Source organism: Devosia sp. Root685 (genome assembly GCF_001427875.1).
GTDB lineage: Bacteria > Pseudomonadota > Alphaproteobacteria > Rhizobiales > Devosiaceae > Devosia.
On sequence record NZ_LMHK01000002.1, the window covers coordinates 1,105,535 to 1,122,878 of the forward strand.

Consider the following 17,344-nt stretch of genomic DNA (forward strand, 5'->3'; position numbering starts at 1 on the left):
GAGACTGCCTATGCCCGGATCGCGGCTCCGCTACAGATTGCATGAAGCAATCGGCAAACCCGGGGACTGGTCTTTGAGCTGGTCGCTGGCGGATGACGTCACCTTTGGCACGTGCTGCGGCTTTTGTGGTCAGGAACGGCAACGCGTGACCTATGAGGTAGAGCGCGATGCGCAGAGCCTCTGGATCTGCCAGCGATGCGTCGGGCGATATGATCTTGGCGGCGCGATCGATGGCGTCAGGCTCAATCCGCAAGCGATACGAGCCCAGTTGCATGGATTGACGGCGCGCCTGAAGCAGCAAACCTGCCGGGACGTGATCAGCCAGTGTCTGGGCGCAACCGACGATCCCACCATCTTGGAAGTTGCACTCCACTTTGACCGCAATCTCCAATTATCGCCCTCGTATGCTGCCAGCCTCTTTTCGGTGATGATGACGCTGCCCAAGCCGATCGATCGGCGTATTTTCGAAATCCAGACGCGCAGCAAGGCTCATCAAAGTGAATTCGGAGAGCTGGACCATGCCTCCCGATCCCTCGTCTGGCTGGCGCTGACCCCACAGCAGCAACGCCGCCTGACCGGCTTGGGCTTTGCGCCTAGGATGCGGGCCAGGATCGCCGCGAACCGATCGAGCAACGGTCAGATTTCCGTAACGATCTGATTTTTCTGCCGGCATGACATCGAGACAAAAGGGGCGGCCGGAGCCGCCCCTTTTTCGCTTACTGGGCCTCGGGAGGACATTTCCCATCCACCCGTACTTCCGGTGGGCAGGGGAGTTCATCGCCGGGCTGCGCCTCGGGCGCAGCGGGCGCCGCTTCGGCCGGTGGAGCCGCCTCGACCGGGGCCGCCTGCTCGGCAGGCGCCGCTTCTTCAGCCGGCGCCGACTGTTCGGCGGGCGCTGCTTCCGGAGCGGGCGCCGGCTGTTCGACAGGTGCGGCTTCCGGAGCGGGTTGCTCGCTCGCCTCGGCAGGAGCGGCAGGCTCCGCGGGCGCCGCAGGCTCCTGCTGTTCGGCCGGAGCTACAGGCTCTGTTGCAGGCGGCTGCTCCTCGGTCACCGGACACTTGCCATCGACCACGGATTCCGGCGGGCAAGGCGGTTTTTCGGCGGCGGGTTGCTCATCCGTTGCTGCCGGTTGCTCAGCATCGGCCGGTTGGGCTTCCGCCGCCGGGGGCGCGGGCTCGACGGCTGGAGCCGCAGCGTCAGGGGCAGCGGGCGCCGCTTCGATTTCGCCTGCTGGCGCAGCGGGCTGTTCCTCCGCTGGAGCGGCTGGCTGCGCTTCAACCTCGGCCTCTCCCTCTGCCGCTATTTCTGCGGTAGCACCGGCCGTACCACCGGCCGCTTCGATCGCCTCGGGCGCCTGGTCTTCCTCAACCGCTTCAGGCGGCGCCGCTTCGGCTTCAGGCACAGCGACGTCCTGGTCGAAGACGGCGATGGTCTGGGCCTCAACCGCTATCGACTGGTCCGCCGGACTGGCGGCTTCCTGCGGCTGGTAGACGATCACCTGCTGGTTGATCGTCTGCTCGATATAGGTGACGTCGATGACATTGTTGACGACGACATCGCCTTCGACCACGACCGGCCCCAGGAACTGGGTCTGGGCATAATAGTCCGGCTGCTCGCTGCCGATAACGATGCTGACGGCAAGGTCGGGTTCAATGAAGCGCTCGGTGGGCACGAAGACCCAATAGCCTTCCGGCAGGTCGCGTTCGCGGATGACGACACTGACCGCATAGCCGTCCTCTTCCGGCGGCAAGGGCGCCCAGCCGACGACATCGTCGCTGCGGCGCCAGCTCACCCAGGCCGGGGCCCATTTGGCACCCGGAACCCAGCACCAGCCGAGCTCGCGATCTGGGAACCAGCGGCCATAGTGATAGGTCGCCCAGGCGAAGGGTTCGTCCGAGGCGAAATACCAGCCGCGTCCCTCGACATAGAGCCAGCGGCCCTGGGTATAGGGGCGCCAACTGGCATCGACGCCTGTTGGACAGAAGACATATTGGTAGCGGGCATGGCGCACCCAGACGCCATGGGGCTGCAATTGATCGAAGAACAGCTGAAAACTGACATTGGCCGACTGCGCCTGCGCGGCGCTAGCGCCAAAGGGTAGGCTGGGCGAGAGAGTGACAACGGGAAGGCTCAAGACAGCCAGCGCAACGCCGGCAAGAAGACGCGATCTCAACATGATCGTCCTCATGAGTTGGGGCCAGAAAAAAGGCAGCCATCCCGAGATGGCCGCCTGGCGGATCAGTTGGCCTTCACAGCCACAACGGTGCCCGGCGAGTAGACGACGGTGCGATCGGTCATGTTGACGAAATAGGCGCGGTCATTGGTGTAGAAATAACCGTGTGCGCTATCGCCTTCGATCACATGCAGTTCGACTGCCTCGGGAACGACATAGCCAACCTGGATATCGCCATCGATCACGACCGGATCGGTCGGATTGAGGCGCACATAGTCCACCGAGGAGGCTTCGACGCCACCGGCCGCGCCGATGGTCGCGCCCGTAAAGCCGCCGATCGCGGCGCCCAAGGGTCCAAAAATGAGGCCGCCAACCACGGCGCCGGTGACACCACCGGCAGCGCCGCCCACAGCAGCATTGGCTTCAGTGTCACTCTTGATGATCTGCGCCTGCGCAATGGCGGGCATGCCAAGCAGAGCAACGGCAATGGCGCTAAATATGATCTTCTTCATTCTATCCTCACTCAAATGCTGTAGATGCGAATAGAAATCTTTTATTATTTCATTGGTTCCAATAAGTGATCAAATCATCCGAAGTTGCAACAATATTACGACTGATGTAATCTTTCTGTAATGAAATATATTCATCTATATTTGGAACTGACGGCTTCTCCCGATCTTGTCTTGCAAAGAGATGGAGGTTGTCATGCTCGCGCTTCTTGCCATAGCCAGTTCGGTTATCGCGGCCCTCGTCGTTGGTCTTTATCTCAGCATTTCGATGGGCGAGGACGAGGCGCCCGCCCTCGGCGACGAGGCGTCTGACTGGTCCTCAGCGCCGGGCGAGCGGTAGCCGCATTTCTACCGTGAGGCCTCCGCGCGGCGCCTGCATATAGGCAATGGTGCCGCCGTTGAGCTCGAGGATCTCGGTAGCGATGGCGAGCCCCAGCCCTGTGCCGGGCACTTTTTCGTCAAGGCGTGCCCCACGACGGCCCAGCTTTTCCATCTTCTTATCCGCTATGCCCGGTCCGTTATCGGTGATCGTGAGCACGGCCATCTCTGCCTGCCGCGATATCTGCACCACAACCGAGCTCTTCGCCCATTTGGATGCGTTTTCGAGGGTCACCCCCACCAGTTCCATCAGATCCTGACGGTGAATATCGACATGAATGTCGTCGCCCAGTTCGGCGAGCCAGTGCAGCCGCTCCCCCCGCTCGGTTTTCCGCAACACGGTTACGGTGCGCAGGATCGCGGTATTGAGCGAACTGCTCTCCCGATGCTCGCCCGAGCGCGTGCGGAGCGAGGCCAACCGCATCTGGTAGTCCACCCGGCTCGACATCTCGAGGGCCAGCTCGTCGAGGGAACTGGCTTCCATTTCCTCCCCGCGATCACGCAACCGCATGGCGATGCCATGTAGGGCCGCCAGCGGCGTCTTGAGACCATGGGCGAGGTCCGAGGCTCGGCGCCGCCCGCGCTGGGCCAGCACCTCGCGCTCGGATAAAAGCCCGTTGACCTCATCGACCAGCGGTTCGATCTCGGCCGGAAAATCCCCCTCAAGCCGCTCGACCTCTCCCCGGCGCACATCATCGACAGCATTGCGCAGGCGATTGAGCGGCAGGAGCACCAGGCGCAATTGCGCCCAGGCTGCCGCCACGATGGCAATGGCGAGAAGGCTGAAGAGCCGCGCTATGTCCCAGCCATATTGGATACCGGCCTGATGGATTCGGTCGTGATCCTCGCCGACGCTAACGCGAAAACGCCGCGTGCCGATCTCCACCGTCCGGCTGACAAGGATCAGGTGCAACCCATTCCCATTCACCCAGTGGAAAGCCTCCCCATCAGTAACGCTACCGGTCGGCAGTTCCTGGTCGAAGAGTGAGCGCGACCGCGCTATGCCGCCGGTGTCGAGAGCCTCGATCTGCCAGTAGCGTCCTCCCAGAGGCGTCTCGTAGCGCGGATCGGGCAGCGGGGCGAGAATGGTAGTAACTGGCTGAGTTGGATCGATCAGCGCCACGAGACGCGTCAACGCAGCGTCCAGATCGCCACGCACGCTGCGCTCGAGATTGTCGACAAACAGTGTCTGCAGAATGACGCCGGCCAGCACCAGCGAGGCCGCGACCATCAGCAGCGCCAGCCCCATCAACCGCAGGCCGAGCGAATTGCGCCTCAAAAGCCGTCTCCGAGCGTGTAGCCAAAGCCGCGCCGGGTCTTGACGACATCATGTCCCAACCGCTTGCGCAGCCGCGCCACCAGCACCTCCACGGCATTGGATTCGCGCTCGAAATCCTGGCGATAGATATGTTCGGTGATTTCGAGCTGAGAAACCGTGCGGCCACGATTGTGCAGCAGATAGGCCATGAGCCGGAATTCTTGCGGCGTCAGGTCCATTGGCAGGCCGTCCTCGGTCACCTGCATGCTGCGCATGTCGAGTTCATACTTCCCGAAAGGGATGCGCGGCGTCGCTACACCTTTGGACCGCCGGATCAATGCCCGGATACGGGCGACGATTTCGAGAGCATGAAAGGGCTTGACCACATAGTCGTCCGCCCCCGCTTCGATGCCTTCCACGCGTTCTTCCCATTGTCCACGCGCGGTCAGGATCAACACCGGCGTTTCAAGACCGCCGCGGCGCCAACGCTTGAGCACGGTCAGCCCGTCCATTTGCGGCAGGCCGAGATCGAGGATGATGGCATCGAAATCCTCGGTATCGGCGCGATACCAGGCCGTCTCGCCATCCTGTTCCCAATGCACTTCGAAACCGGAACGGCCCAGGGCCGATTCCAAAACTTCGGCAATGCGTTCGTCGTCCTCGGCGACCAGAACCTTCATGGCTCGCTCCCGATGAAGCGGCCGGATTGGGCATAGTAATATTCCTGCGTCACCCGGCCATTGGGCCGCAGCACCTTGATCGAATAGACAAGGATATTCTGGACGTTGAGCAGTTCCGCGTCGATGACCTCGCCCACGGCGCGTTCCTGCAAATCGGGCAGAAGGCTGGCAAGGCTCACCGCTTTCCCCGCGCTCACCGCGTCCCGGGCATAGTCCTGGGTGTGGTGAATGGTGCCATTCTGGCCGGTCGCCGGGCCGGGCACGCCATGGTTTCCTTGATTGCCCTGACCATTGGAATTACCGTTATTCTGGCCTTTGCCCTGGCTGCCGGAATTGCCATTGCCGTTTCCCTGGCCGCTGTTCTGGCCGGGTCCGTTTCCATTCCCGTTCCCGTTTCCGTTCCCACTTCCGTTCTCTTGGCCATTCCCGCTGCTGTTGCCATTCCCCTGACCGCCGCCGTTGCCCTGCCCGCTCTGGGCGAATGCCGGCGAGGTCGCGAGACACAGCAGGGTCAGTATGAGAACGAGGACGCGCATGGGTCAGACATACCCCTTTCAACCTGACAGAACGCTTACAACGCCCCTAACGGTTGCGTCATGGCCGTTGTGCCAGTCTGGCTTGCGGTGATGCACGTCCCATGCAGGTCTGTTGTCATCCCCGTCACCGAAGGCCTGTTCCAGCTCGCGCCGCCCCCAAACAGACGACTGCAGCAGCCTTCGGTGACCCTTTTAGGCGACGGTTGCGGGCGGTTCGCTTAAAGGAAAACCGGCTCTTCGTGCAGCGCAATGCCGAAGCGTGCTTTCACCGTAGCTTTTACATGCCCGGCGAGCGCCGCGATATCGCTGGCATCGGCACCACCGAGATTGACCACCACTAGGGCATGGCGCTCGGAAATACCGGCGCGCCCCATGCGAAACCCCTTGAGCCCGCTCTGTTCGATCAGCCAGCCGGCCGAAAGTTTTGTGCGTCCATCTGCCTGCGGAAAATTGGGAGCCGCCGGAATGGCTGCAACAATCGGCGCCGCCTCTTCCGGGGGAACGATCGGGTTCTGGAAAAATGACCCCGCATTGGGCGTAACGCGCCAATCAGGCAGCTTTGACCCACGAAGATAGAGCACGCGATCCATCACCGTGCGGGGATCAAGCCCCGGACTGTCCACCAATTCAGCGAGCCCAGCGAAACGCAGATTGGGTTTCCACGGGCGCAGCAGGCGCAATCGCAGCGAGAGCACCACATAGCGACCGGCTTGGTGCTTGAAGACACTATCGCGATAGGCAAAAGCGCACTCGGCAGAGGAGAATGTCTTGAAAACTTTCTCGACTGTATCGAAGGCCGTGAGGCTGTCGAAGACATCGGCCACTTCTGCGCCATAGGCGCCGATATTCTGCACCGGCGCGGCCCCGACCGTGCCGGGAATGCCCGCCAGGTTCTCGATGCCTCCAAAACCCTGCTCGACCGCCCAGACGACGAAGTCGTGCCAAGTTTCGCCTGCTGCCGCTTCGACGAGCACGTGTTCTTCGGTTTGCTCGACGACGCTGCGGCCGCGCGTCGCCACCACGGCAGTGATCCCATCGAATTCGGCTGACAGCACCACATTGCTGCCGCCCCCAAGGATGCGCAACGGCAGGCCGCGTTCCGCCGCCAGGGCAAAAAGCGCAGGCACCTGATCCACCGTTTTGAGCATCGCCCCCCAACGCGACCGGGCCTTCAGCGCCAGCGTGTTGCGCGCGGAGAGATCAAAGTCGGGCGTGAGGTGTAGATAGGATGTGGTCATGGCGGGGTTATAGGTGCGGTCCTGTTGGCCTGGCAATGTCTCAGCCCAGATGGCCGCCCAGTTCATCCTCGATATGCGCGCGGATAATGTCGTCAAAGCGGCTCTCGGCGACAAAGCCAAGGCTTTCAGCGCGCTTGGCTGAAAAGGCCTGCGGCCAACCGGCGACGATGCGGGCAATGACCGGATCGGGCTCGTGCCGAATGAGTTTTACCGCCCTCTCTCCGGCGATGCGCCGCAAAGCGTCGATCTCATCGCCCACGGTCGCAGCGAGGCCCGGCATGGTGAGTGAGCGGCGCTGTCCAAGACCGGCCGTGTCCAACCCGGCAGCGTGGAGCAGAAAGCTCACCGCCGCACGCGGGCTTGCAAACCAATGGCGGACATTCGTCTTAACCGGCAGAACGGCTTCGACGCCGGCCAGCGGTTCGCGAATGATACCGGAGAAAAATCCCGATGCGGCCTTGTTGGGTTTTCCTGGCCGGACGACGATGGTGGGCAGGCGAATGCCAATCCCATCGACGACCCCCCGCCGGGAATAGTCCGCAAGCAGCAATTCGCAGATCGCTTTCTGCGTGCCATAGCTGGTGAGCGGGGTTAGCGGGAATTCGTCCGGAATTTCGGCCGGCAAGGGCTCGCCGAAAACCGCGATGGACGAGGTGAAGACGAGGCGCGGAGCATAGTGCCCCTCTTGGCTCGCGAGACGGATCGCTTCAAGCAGGTGCCGCGTGCCATCAAGATTGATGCGATAGCCCTTCTCGAAATCAGCTTCGGCTTCGCCCGATACGATGGCGGCGAGATGAAAGATAAGATCGGGACGCGCGGCGATCAGCGTCTGGGCCGCCTCCGGCGCAGAGAGGTCGAGGGCATGGGTTTCGACTGGAAATCCTGCCTGTGGAGCTTCAGGTGCGACGATGTCGGCGAGCATCAACGCCGAGATTTCCTGCCCTGCCACCTGCCCTGCCTTCAGCAGCGCCGCTGTCAGCTTGCGTCCAACCATGCCGGCAGCGCCGATCACCAGAATCTTCAAAGCCAGTTCCTCCATGTCCCTCAACTGACGAAATCATTGCGGCGGCCTATTGTCCACGCCGCAAAAGCAACGGCGCCCACCCGAGGGGTGAGCGCCGCTGCATGGAAAGGCTGATAAAATCAGTTGAAGCGGTAGCGCAGCGTGCCGCGCACTTCGTGGACCCAAGCGCCGGCGATCGAATAGGGCGCGGTCGTCGTGTTGTTGGCGATCGAGTCGATATAGAGCCCGCGATAGCCGACGTCGGCAACGATGTGGCCGAAGTCATAGCCGACACCGAGCATACCGGCAGCGGCCAGGCTCGTATTGGTGCCGCGCGTATCGGCAGGCGAGCCAGCAGGACCGGTGGTGATGACATCGTTAAAGGCGAGACCAGCGCCAGCGCCGACATAGCCGAACGCGCCGCCAGCAGCGCCATAGCCCATGTCGCCGAAGCCGAAGTCGTAATAGGCGTTGGCCAGCACGACGGTGGAGCGCAGTTGCAGGCTGTGCACGCCCGGCGTTACGCCGACAGCGCCAGCGCCGACAGTGGCGCGCATATTGTCGTTCGACAGGTAGTCGGCTGTGACGTCGACGCGGAGACCCGTGCCGGTTTCGTAGCCGACACCGGCGCCGACCGAATAGCCATAACCATAGTCGGTGATGGCGAAATTGCGCGGCGTGGCGGTGGGGTGGAAAACTTCCTTGGCCCACATCGCGTTACCCGCGGCGCTGCCGCGCAGGTAGAAGCTGCCAGCCACGCCATAGTCGACGTCCGGAATTTCGATCACGGGCGGGTAATAGGGCATGTCCGCGGCAATTGCCGGGCCTGCCACTGCTGTTCCGGTCAACAGGAACGCAGCAATGAGCTTGCGCATGGGTTCAGTCCTTTGTTTGCCACGACGCTTCGTCGTTTGAGGCAAATATCGGACAAACTCGTTAAAACCCGCTTAACCCTAGATTTTAACCCTAACGAGACCCTACGCGATCTGCCGTATGGCCGCTTCCACCTGACCGACGATGTTTTCGACGAGCGTCGCGTCATCCGCCTCGCCCATGACGCGGATCACCGGCTCGGTGCCCGAGGCACGGACGACGAGGCGCCCAGCGCTGCCCAAGGTCGATTCTGCGTCGGCAATCGCCTGCTTGACGTGCTTGTGGTCGAGCGGCTTGCCCGACTTGAAGCGAACGTTCCGAAGGAGTTGCGGCACCTTCTCGAAACGGTGGCAAATCTCCGAAATCGGCATGTCGTGCTGCTTGAGAACGGAGAGCAATTGGAGGGCCGCGACAAGGCCATCGCCGGTCGTCGTGAAATCGGAGAGGATGATATGCCCGGACTGCTCGCCGCCGACATTAAAGCCCTTGGAGCGCATGGCTTCGAGGACATAGCGATCGCCCACCTGGGTGCGTTCGAGCGTGAGGCCAAGTCCGGTCAGATAACGTTCGAGCCCGAGATTGCTCATGATGGTGGCGACGATGCCGCCGCCGACCAGCATTTCGCGCTCCATCCAGCTCTGGGCTATGACGGCCATGAACTGGTCGCCATCGACCACATTGCCCTTCTCATCGACGATGATGACGCGATCGGCGTCGCCGTCGAGCGCAATGCCGATATCGGCGCGCACTTCCTTGACCTTGGCGGCGACGGCATCGGGGGCGGTGGAGCCGACCTTGTGATTGATATTATAGCCATCCGGCTCGACGCCGATGGTGATGACCTCAGCGCCCAGTTCCCAAAGCGCCAGCGGCGCGACCTTATACGCGGCGCCATTGGCGCAATCGAGCACGACGCGCAGGCCCGAAAGATCAACGCCCCGCGGCAGCGTGCGCTTGGCATATTCGATATAGCGGGTGCGTGCTTCTTCGTCGCGATAGGCCCGGCCGATGGCCATGCCGTGCGCCAGGAGTTTTGACGTATCCGCCTCAATCAGGCTCTCGATCTCCGCCTCAAGTTCGTCGCTGAGCTTGTAGCCATCGGGAAGGAAAAATTTGATGCCGTTGTCTTCGTAAGGGTTATGCGAGGCCGAGATCATGACCCCGAGATCGGCCCGCAGCGAGCGGGTCAGCATGGCGACGGCCGGGGTCGGCATCGGCCCGAGGAAATAGACATCCATGCCGACGGCAGTGAAACCGGCGCCCAGCGCATTTTCCAGCATATAGCCCGAACGGCGGGTATCCTTGCCGATGACGACGCGGTTGCGGTGCTCGCCGCGCACGAACTTGGTACCGGCCGCCATACCGACCTTCATGGCGAGATCTGGCGTCAGCTTGTCGCCATTGGCCATGCCCCGAATACCGTCCGTGCCGAAATATTTGCGGGCCATCGCGTTCCCTCGATAACTGGTCTGCTGCATTCAATACCACTTTCGTGGGACCTAGCGCACTCAATTGGACAAGAAAAGGGCCACCCGGAGGTGGCCCTTGGAAAAACTCGCCTCAGCTTTCCGGCTGGGGCTCCATGCCGGGCTCCGGCGGCGCATCCGGCCGCTTCTTGCCCGACTTGCCGGCGGTTGGCACACCGGTGGCTTTCGGCACGGCCGGACCACCATCTTCGGGACGCGTCGGCTGCTTGCCATCCATGAGAGCCCGCAATTCGTCGCCGGTCAGGGTTTCGAATTCGAGCAATGCCTGGGCAATGGCTTCCCACTGGTCGTGATAGACCGTCAGGATGTTGCGCGCCGAGGCTTCGCCGTCTTCGATCAGCTTGCGCACTTCCTGGTCGATCAGCTTGGCGGTGTCATCCGACATATGCTGGGACTGGGTAACCGAATGGCCGAGGAAAACTTCCTGGTCATTGGACTTGTAGCGCACGCGGCCGAGCGTTTCGCTCATGCCCCATTCCATCACCATCGAGCGCGCCAGAGCGGTCGCCATCTGAATATCGCCAGAAGCGCCAGAAGTGACCTTGGCCGGACCGAACTTGATGATCTCGGCTTCGCGACCACCGAACAGCATGGTGAGACGGGCCAGGGCCTTCTCGCGGCTGAACGAATAGGTGTCGCTCTCGGGCAGGGTCATCACCATGCCCAGCGCGCGGCCGCGCGGGATGATCGTCGCCTTGTGGATCGGATCGATGCCGGCAACTTTCAGCGCGATGATGGCATGGCCAGCTTCGTGATAGGCCGTCAGCTTCTTTTCGTCGTCGGTCATGGCCATGGTGCGGCGCTCGGCGCCCATCATGATCTTGTCCTTGGCGTCTTCGAATTCCTGATGGGTCACAAAACGCTTGTTCTTGCGTGCGGCCATAAGAGCGGCTTCGTTGACGAGGTTCATCAGGTCCGCACCCGAAAAACCCGGGGTACCACGAGCCAGAACCTTCAGATCGACGTCGGGCGCCAGCGGCACCTTGCGGACGTGAACCTTCAGGACCTTTTCGCGGCCCGAAACGTCGGGGTTCGGCACGACGACCTGACGGTCGAAACGGCCGGGACGCAGCAAAGCTGGATCGAGCACGTCGGGGCGGTTGGTTGCGGCAATGAGGATGATACCTTCATTGGCCTCAAAGCCGTCCATCTCGACGAGGAGCTGGTTGAGGGTCTGTTCGCGTTCGTCGTTACCGCCGCCAAGCCCGGCGCCACGCTGGCGGCCGACGGCGTCGATTTCGTCGATGAAGATGATGCACGGGGCGTTCTTCTTGGCCTGTTCGAACATGTCGCGGACGCGCGAAGCGCCGACGCCGACGAACATTTCGACGAAGTCAGAACCCGAAATGGTGAAGAACGGCACATTGGCTTCGCCGGCAACCGAGCGGGCGAGCAGCGTCTTACCGGTACCCGGAGGGCCGACCAGCAGCACGCCGCGCGGAATCTTGCCGCCCAGACGCTGGAACTTGCCCGGATCGCGCAGGAACTCGACGATTTCCTCAAGGTCCTGCTTGGCTTCATCGACGCCAGCAACGTCCTCAAAGGTGATCTTGCCCTGCGTTTCAGTAAGCAGCTTGGCGCGCGACTTGCCAAAGCCCATGGCGCCGCCGCGGCCACCGCCCTGCATCTGGCGTATGAAAAAGAACCAGACGCCGATGATGACGATGAAGGGCAGCCAGGACGACAAGAGGATCGACCAGAAAGGGCTCGATTCGGGCGCACGAGCGGTGATCGACACGTTCTGCGCCTCAAGGCGCGAGATCATGTCCGCACCGGCAGGGACGATCGTTTCAAAGCGCGTGCCATCGTTGAGGACGCCGGAAACGACATCATTGGTGATGGTCACGCTGGAAACGCGGCCCGCGTCGACGTCGGTCACGAACTGGCTATAGCTCTTTTCGCCCACCGACATGGTGCGCGTAGATGATTGAAAGACCTGGAACAGGCCCATCAGCATAAAGAGTATGACTAGCCAGATGGCAAAGTTGCGGAAATTTCCGTTCATCAATCCTGTCCCGGAGGAAGCCAGCGCGCGACGCGGCAGCATTAGGCCGAATGTAAGACCGTCATTGGGGCGTTACAAGGGCAGTACCTGCGGCGTACGGGGCTTTACGTCCAGTCATTTTGTCGCGACGGGGTTAACGGGACGTGGCCCGATGCAGTTCCGCCGGGGATAACTCTTTTTGCATGGCATTTTGCTCCCGCCAGCGTCCGCTGCGGGATTGTCTTGGCATTGGACGGACCCCGGAGCGGCATTCGCCTCGAAGTGTTTTGGTAGATGAAGCGGATACCGCTCCGGAGTGCCCTTTTTTCGGGCGGAACTATCGGCGGCTTTTGATCGCTCGTCGCAAGCAGGCCAGCCCCGAACGTACGCTGGAGACGATCCAGCGCCAGGCCCCCTCGCTACTGTCGTCTGCAGACCGTCCCTGCGAGGTTGGATGGGGTATTATGAGGGCATAATGGAGGGCGGGGATAAGATGGATAAATGGGGCATCCCTCCTCCCGTGGGAGAGAGGGGCGGCCGCGCCTAGATCGTTTCTTTTTGCTCTGAAACGCCAATCCGGGAGACCTCATGGTGAGGTGCTTTGCGGAGCAAAGCCTCGAACCACGAGGTCGAGCGAGTGGAGCCCCCGTGCCACGCCCTCGCCCTTCGAGGCTACGCTGCGCTCCGCGCCTCAGGATGAGGTCTACTTTGGTTTCAGTTCGTAAGTGGAACGAATTAATCCACCAGCACTTTCACCGTCACCCGCTCATCGAACGACCAACCGCCGAGCGTCAGCACAGCGCCGCTAGAGTCGCGCACGACGGGCGCAGTGCGGATGGCTTCGGCGGGGGTCGTTACCTTGAAGCCCAGCACTTCTTCGAGCCGGTGGCGCGGGAAGAAGTCGGTGGCGGAGGCCACAAATCCGGCTTCGCCCGACAGATTGGTGATTGCAAAGCGCTCGTCCCAAACCAGCATGCCATTTTCCGGCAAGGTCTGATCCTGGGGAAGCGCCCTGCCCGGTTCGCGGGCAATGGTAATAAAACCATCCTTGATGCGGATGACCGTGCCGAGCAAGGTCGTGCCGCGCGGCAGAGTGTTGCTCGTGATCTGCTCGAAAAGCCGCTCAACCTGCCCCAAAGCGCGCGGCTTCTGCCGGCCCCCGGCAATGGCGAGAATGCGGCTCAGCACCCGGCGGCCGGTTGCCGGACCGAGCTGATCGAGCGCAACGAGCGGCAGGGACGCAGCACCAAAATTATCGACGTCGACCAGTTCGGCAAAGGCGGCATCGGCGAGTTGGGCAAGGGCCTGATCGGCCTCGGCCATGCGGGCGGCAAAGCGCGACAGGGAAGCGCCATCGAGCCCTTCCTGGGCCAGGGATGGCAGGAGCCGGCGCCAGCGGACGCGTTCATAGGTGTCATCGTTGTTGGACGGATCGTGCGCGGGGGACAGCCCCGCCTCTTCGACAATCGCGCCAAGAGCGGCCGGTTCGACATCGAGCAGCGGCCGGAAGACCCGCACGCCTTCGACTTCAGAAAACGGCACCATGCCCTTGAGGCCATCGAGCCCGCTGCCATGGGCGAGGCGCATCAAAATGGTTTCGGCCTGATCGGCGCGATGATGGGCGGTGAGCAGAATTTTGACGCCATCTTCCGCCATGGCCTTGCCGATCAACTGGTAGCGCGCCTGCCGCGCCGCCTCCTGCAGCCCCGTTTCAGGATGGCCTTCGCTCCATTTGAGCCCGCGAAACGCAAAGCCGAGCTTTTCGGCCTCTGCCGCGACCATAGCAACTTCGTCGGCGGCCTCGGGACGCAGGCCATGATCGAGACTATAGACAAAAATCCGGGGCGGGTTTTCGGCGCCCGAAACCCAACGATGGGCGAGGAGCATCAAGGCAAGGCTGTCGGGGCCGCCCGAAACGGCGAGGCCAATGACGGCCTCGCCTGCGATGGGGGCAAAAAGGGTTGCCAGCGTGCCCTTGTCGGCAAGGTCCGGGGTCAGGCTGGCGGGCATTCGGCCTTGGCTTTCTCCTCGGCAAGCCGCGCGACGAAAGCCGGAGGTAGGGTCGTGTAGCGCTTGTCGACTTCGCTAAAAGTGCGGCAGGCGGTTTCGCGCTCGCCGGCCCCGGAAAGGGCCATGCCAAGCTTGAGCAGCAGGTCGGGCGAACGGGGACTATCGGGGTGCTTCTGGAACGTATCGAGCAGCACCTCGGCCGCCTGATCGTAGGAACCCTGCGTGAGGAGCGCATCGCCGAGGAAATTGGCGGCCTCCGGCACCTGCGGATTATCGGGATAGAGCGACACGAACTGGTCGAACTGATCGGCGGCGAAGGCATAGTCGCCCGAGGCATAGGCTTCGTAACCGGCGGCAAATTGCGCGTCGGCATCCGCATCGCCGGTCGAGACCGTGGCCGGATTGTAGCTGAGGTCAAGCGGCTGGCCGGTGGTCAGATCAATGCCGCCGGTCTGCCCGGTGCCGACCAGCGGATCGGCGGAATTGCCGATGTTATCCATGGGGAGGGCCGATTGATCATCGAACGTCGGATCGAATTCCGCCTCGCCCGGCAGCGGCTTGACGCCCTGTTCGGGGATCTGGGTCAGGGGCACGGCATCTTCGCCGGTCGGGGTCTGAACTGGGGTCTGCGGCGACACCGCGGGCGGCGTCACGCCACCGGGTTGGGTCGCCGCCTCAGTTTTTCCCCCAGCACCGCCTTCCAGCTGCTGGAAGCGGAACTCGTTGTCTTCCTGCATGCGGTTGACGATTTCCTGCATCTGGGTGAGCTGGAAAGTGAGACCCTCGATCTGGCCGTTGAGCAGGCGGATCTGCTCTTCGAGCTGCTGCATGCGCACCAGCGCCTGGGCCTGATCGGCCTGGGCCACCAGCATGCGTTCGGGCTGGGTATTGGTATAGCTAAGACCGCCCAATTCGGCGGGGGGAAGGGTCTGCGCATTGGCGGCAGGCAAAAGCCCCAGGCCTATGGCGACAGCGCAGAAGCCCGCGCGCGCCTTTTTGTTGAACGTTCCAAGCTTCACGCCGTTTTCTCCATTCGGTCCATCGCCCACAAGATGGGTATCTTTGGCCTCGGGATAAAGGCCAATTTTGGTCAAAACAAAACGCCCGGCCCACTTTCGTGGTGCCGGGCGCTCATTGCCTCCAGTTCTTGCGACTGGATATTCGGTTTTTACTGAACCACGGTCACGGCACGGCGGTTCTGGCTCCAGCACGAAATGTCGTTGCAGATGGCGACCGGGCGTTCCTTGCCGAAGGACTGGCTGGTGATGCGCCCGCCATTGACGCCCTTGGAAACGAGATAGTTCACGACCACCGAAGAGCGGCGGGCGCCGAGCGCGATGTTGTATTCGCGGGTGCCGCGTTCGTCGGCATGGCCTTCGATCAAGACGCGATAGTTCTGGTACTGGTTGAGCCAGGCGGCCTGCTTGTCGAGGGTGGCCATGGCTTCCGAGGTCAGCGAGCTCGAATCGGTGGTGAAGAAGACGCGATCGCCGACGGTGACGATGAATTCCTGCTGGCTGCCCGGAGCACCACCGCCTGGGCCGAGATTGCCGGCGCCGGTCAGACCGACGGCGTCATTGGAACTGCGCGAACAGGCAGCGACGACGACAACGAAGAACAGCATCGCGGCAGCGCGCAACGCGGTCGAAAATGGTGCGGGAATGGCCACGGGGTAGCTCCAAAAAGGCAACAATCTTAAGTGCAGCATTTACCGCGCTTAATCTTAAAAGCTGGTTCGCTAGGATGGTTAATGTTTGCCTATTCGGGCGCGAATGTGGCGGGAATCCGGGCTTTTTCGTGACGTTGCTCATGTGCAACAGAACCAGGAGCCGATCACGTTAAGGTTAAGGGGCGCGGCTTTAGGAGGCAGAAAAGGGGGCCGCAGCCCCCTTTTGAAGCTTAGCCGCGAAGGCCGGACCACGAGGGGTCCGAGGCATAGCTTTCGGTCGCGACGGTGAGCGGATTGCGGCCCCAGATATCGACGCTCATCAGACGCGGGCCGTCATTGCCGCCCGGATCCTGGAAGAACATGATAACGCGGCCATTGGGCGCCCAGGTGGGGCCTTCGGCGTGAAAGCTCGAATAGAGCAGGCGCTCCCCCGAGCCATCGGGCGCCATAATGCCGATATGGAACTGGCCACCGGACTGGCGGGTAAAGGCGATGAGATCGCCCTTCGGCGACCAGACCGGGGTCGAATAGCTGCCCTGGCCAAAGCTGACGCGTTGCGCATTACCGCCGCCGGCACCCATCATATAGATCTGGGGCGAACCACCACGATCGCTTTCAAAAACGATGCGGCCGCCATCGGGCGAATAGGACGGGCCGGTATCGATCGCCGCGCCCGAGGTCAGCTGTGTGGGTTGGCCGCCCGAGGTGCCCACCGAATAAATATTGGTCGCGCCGCCCTGCTCCACCGAGAAGGCAACGGTGCCGCCATCGGGCGAAAAGCGCGGGGCGAAGGTCATGGCGCCGACATTGGCGAGGCGCTTCTGCTGGCCCGAGGAGAGCTGCAGCAGATAAACCTGCGGATTGCCCTCGGCAAAGTTCATATAGGTGACGAGATCGCCATTGGGCGAAAAACGCGGCGTCAGCGCCATGGTGGCGCCATCGGTCAGGTACTGCACATTGGCGCCGTCCTGATCCATGATGGCGAGGCGACGGGTGCGGTTGGCCTTGGGGCCGCTCTCGGCGGTATAGATGACGCGGGTATCGAAGTATCCCGTGCCGCCCGCCAGCTGCTCGTAGATGGCGTCCGAAACGATGTGGCCGATGCGGCGCGCCGAATTGGGATCGGTATTATAACTCTTGCCCACGACCTGCGCGGCCTGCTGGGTATCCCAGACGCGCACCGACGAGGTGATCTGGCCGCCGCGTTCGACCGAACCCATGACGAGGGCATCGACATTGGAGGTGCGCCAGACGTTGAAATCGGGCGTGCCATTGACGTCGCCCACCTTCACCGGCAGCGAGGCGGGGTCGAGCGGCAGGAACAGGCCGGAGCGGCGCAGATTGTTGCGCACGATATCGGCGATCTCGCGCCCAAAGGTCGGGTCGGACGAGGCGAAGTCCGGAATGGCGATTGGCAGGGGCTGGAAATTGGCCCCCTCCACCACGATGCGCAACTGCGCCATGGCCATCGGGGAGGTTGCCAGCAGGGCGCCACCGGCCAGGCCAAGCTTGAGCGCAGAGCGACGGGTAAGAAGCGTCATGTGT

Annotated in this window: 17 protein-coding genes; 3 read left to right on the top strand and 14 right to left on the bottom strand. The window is 62.3% G+C overall.

The window, feature by feature from the left end; genetic code table 11:
- The first annotated feature begins 73 nt into the window (after nt 1-73).
- The gene (locus tag ASD83_RS13560) at nt 74-658 is read left to right on the top strand and encodes a hypothetical protein (RefSeq protein WP_156385950.1); all 585 of its coding nucleotides are present in this window, start codon (nt 74-76) and stop codon (nt 656-658) included.
- A gap of 58 nt (nt 659-716) precedes the next feature.
- Here the strand turns inward: ASD83_RS13560 and ASD83_RS13565 are convergent, their stop codons facing one another.
- Nucleotides 717-2,177 carry a DUF6600 domain-containing protein gene (locus tag ASD83_RS13565; protein WP_056311692.1) on the bottom strand — a complete coding sequence of 487 codons (1,461 nt, stop codon included), beginning with the start codon at nt 2,175-2,177 and terminating at the stop codon, nt 717-719.
- A 62-nt stretch (nt 2,178-2,239) separates the two neighbouring features.
- Nucleotides 2,240-2,686 carry a DUF1236 domain-containing protein gene (locus ASD83_RS13570; protein ID WP_056311694.1) on the bottom strand — a complete coding sequence of 149 codons (447 nt, stop codon included), beginning with the start codon at nt 2,684-2,686 and terminating at the stop codon, nt 2,240-2,242.
- 193 nt (nt 2,687-2,879) lie between these two features.
- Between ASD83_RS13570 and ASD83_RS21000 the strand changes: the two genes are divergently transcribed.
- Nucleotides 2,880-3,023, top strand: coding sequence for a hypothetical protein (locus tag ASD83_RS21000; RefSeq protein ID WP_156385951.1), 144 nt, complete (start codon nt 2,880-2,882; stop codon nt 3,021-3,023).
- Here the strand turns inward: ASD83_RS21000 and ASD83_RS13575 are convergent.
- Genes ASD83_RS13575 through ASD83_RS21005 form a run of 3 tightly spaced genes read right to left on the bottom strand, consistent with a single transcriptional unit; the run spans nt 3,003 to nt 5,262 of the window.
- Entirely contained in the window at nt 3,003-4,340 is a 1,338-nt protein-coding gene (locus ASD83_RS13575; protein WP_156385952.1) for a sensor histidine kinase, read from the bottom strand. The two genes, ASD83_RS21000 and ASD83_RS13575, sit on opposite strands and share 21 nt — an antisense overlap.
- The gene (locus ASD83_RS13580; protein WP_056311697.1) at nt 4,337-4,999 is read right to left on the bottom strand and encodes a response regulator transcription factor; all 663 of its coding nucleotides are present in this window, start codon (nt 4,997-4,999) and stop codon (nt 4,337-4,339) included. Before ASD83_RS13580 ends, ASD83_RS13575 begins: the two co-directional genes overlap by 4 nt.
- Complete coding sequence (locus tag ASD83_RS21005) at nt 4,996-5,262, bottom strand: PepSY domain-containing protein (RefSeq protein ID WP_156385953.1); 267 nt, start codon at nt 5,260-5,262, stop codon at nt 4,996-4,998. Before ASD83_RS21005 ends, ASD83_RS13580 begins: the two co-directional genes overlap by 4 nt.
- 3 nt (nt 5,263-5,265) lie before the next feature.
- Here ASD83_RS21005 and ASD83_RS21010 point away from each other — a divergent pair, with 3 nt between their 5' ends.
- Complete coding sequence (locus ASD83_RS21010; protein WP_156385954.1) at nt 5,266-5,562, top strand: hypothetical protein; 297 nt, start codon at nt 5,266-5,268, stop codon at nt 5,560-5,562.
- 191 nt (nt 5,563-5,753) lie between these two features.
- On the opposite strand, the gene murB is transcribed toward ASD83_RS21010, so the two are convergent.
- The 9 genes from murB to tolB all read right to left on the bottom strand — a co-directional run bounded on the left by murB (nt 5,754) and on the right by tolB (nt 17,340).
- Nucleotides 5,754-6,773 (bottom strand): UDP-N-acetylmuramate dehydrogenase, encoded by a 1,020-nt coding sequence (murB, locus tag ASD83_RS13590; RefSeq protein WP_056312433.1) that lies wholly within the window; start codon nt 6,771-6,773, stop codon nt 5,754-5,756.
- 40 nt (nt 6,774-6,813) lie between these two features.
- Nucleotides 6,814-7,797: a D-erythronate dehydrogenase gene (gene denD / locus ASD83_RS13595; RefSeq protein ID WP_056312435.1), complete on the bottom strand. Its 984-nt coding sequence runs from the start codon at nt 7,795-7,797 to the stop codon at nt 6,814-6,816.
- A gap of 119 nt (nt 7,798-7,916) precedes the next feature.
- On the bottom strand, nt 7,917-8,651 hold the full coding sequence (locus tag ASD83_RS13600; RefSeq protein WP_156385955.1) for an outer membrane protein: 735 nt from the start codon (nt 8,649-8,651) through the stop codon (nt 7,917-7,919).
- A gap of 102 nt (nt 8,652-8,753) precedes the next feature.
- The gene (gene glmM, locus ASD83_RS13605) at nt 8,754-10,097 is read right to left on the bottom strand and encodes a phosphoglucosamine mutase (RefSeq protein ID WP_056311702.1); all 1,344 of its coding nucleotides are present in this window, start codon (nt 10,095-10,097) and stop codon (nt 8,754-8,756) included.
- 112 nt (nt 10,098-10,209) lie between these two features.
- A complete protein-coding gene (ftsH, locus tag ASD83_RS13610; protein ID WP_056311704.1) occupies nt 10,210-12,141 on the bottom strand; it encodes an ATP-dependent zinc metalloprotease FtsH in 1,932 nt (643 codons plus the stop codon).
- Nucleotides 12,142-12,855: 714 nt separating this feature from the next.
- Nucleotides 12,856-14,130 (bottom strand): tRNA lysidine(34) synthetase TilS, encoded by a 1,275-nt coding sequence (tilS, locus tag ASD83_RS13615; protein ID WP_056311707.1) that lies wholly within the window; start codon nt 14,128-14,130, stop codon nt 12,856-12,858.
- Entirely contained in the window at nt 14,115-15,149 is a 1,035-nt protein-coding gene (ybgF, locus tag ASD83_RS13620; protein WP_156385956.1) for a tol-pal system protein YbgF, read from the bottom strand. The genes tilS and ybgF overlap by 16 nt, the downstream gene beginning before the upstream one ends.
- 149 nt (nt 15,150-15,298) lie before the next feature.
- Complete coding sequence (gene pal / locus ASD83_RS13625) at nt 15,299-15,799, bottom strand: peptidoglycan-associated lipoprotein Pal (protein WP_082561178.1); 501 nt, start codon at nt 15,797-15,799, stop codon at nt 15,299-15,301.
- A 230-nt stretch (nt 15,800-16,029) separates the two neighbouring features.
- Entirely contained in the window at nt 16,030-17,340 is a 1,311-nt protein-coding gene (gene tolB, locus ASD83_RS13630) for a Tol-Pal system beta propeller repeat protein TolB (RefSeq protein ID WP_056312437.1), read from the bottom strand.
- Nucleotides 17,341-17,344 lie beyond the last annotated feature (4 nt).

Coding starts and splice junctions, on each gene's coding strand:
- murB (WP_056312433.1), bottom strand. CDS start 6,773: ATGACCACATCCTATCTACACCTCACGCCCGACTTTGATCTCTCCGCG.
- ASD83_RS21000 (WP_156385951.1), top strand. CDS start 2,880: ATGCTCGCGCTTCTTGCCATAGCCAGTTCGGTTATCGCGGCCCTCGTC.
- ASD83_RS13580 (WP_056311697.1), bottom strand. CDS start 4,999: ATGAAGGTTCTGGTCGCCGAGGACGACGAACGCATTGCCGAAGTTTTG.
- ftsH (WP_056311704.1), bottom strand. CDS start 12,141: ATGAACGGAAATTTCCGCAACTTTGCCATCTGGCTAGTCATACTCTTT.
- ASD83_RS13565 (WP_056311692.1), bottom strand. CDS start 2,177: ATGTTGAGATCGCGTCTTCTTGCCGGCGTTGCGCTGGCTGTCTTGAGC.
- ASD83_RS21010 (WP_156385954.1), top strand. CDS start 5,266: ATGGTTTCCTTGATTGCCCTGACCATTGGAATTACCGTTATTCTGGCC.
- tolB (WP_056312437.1), bottom strand. CDS start 17,340: ATGACGCTTCTTACCCGTCGCTCTGCGCTCAAGCTTGGCCTGGCCGGT.
- glmM (WP_056311702.1), bottom strand. CDS start 10,097: ATGGCCCGCAAATATTTCGGCACGGACGGTATTCGGGGCATGGCCAAT.
- ASD83_RS13570 (WP_056311694.1), bottom strand. CDS start 2,686: ATGAAGAAGATCATATTTAGCGCCATTGCCGTTGCTCTGCTTGGCATG.
- tilS (WP_056311707.1), bottom strand. CDS start 14,130: ATGCCCGCCAGCCTGACCCCGGACCTTGCCGACAAGGGCACGCTGGCA.
- ASD83_RS13600 (WP_156385955.1), bottom strand. CDS start 8,651: ATGCGCAAGCTCATTGCTGCGTTCCTGTTGACCGGAACAGCAGTGGCA.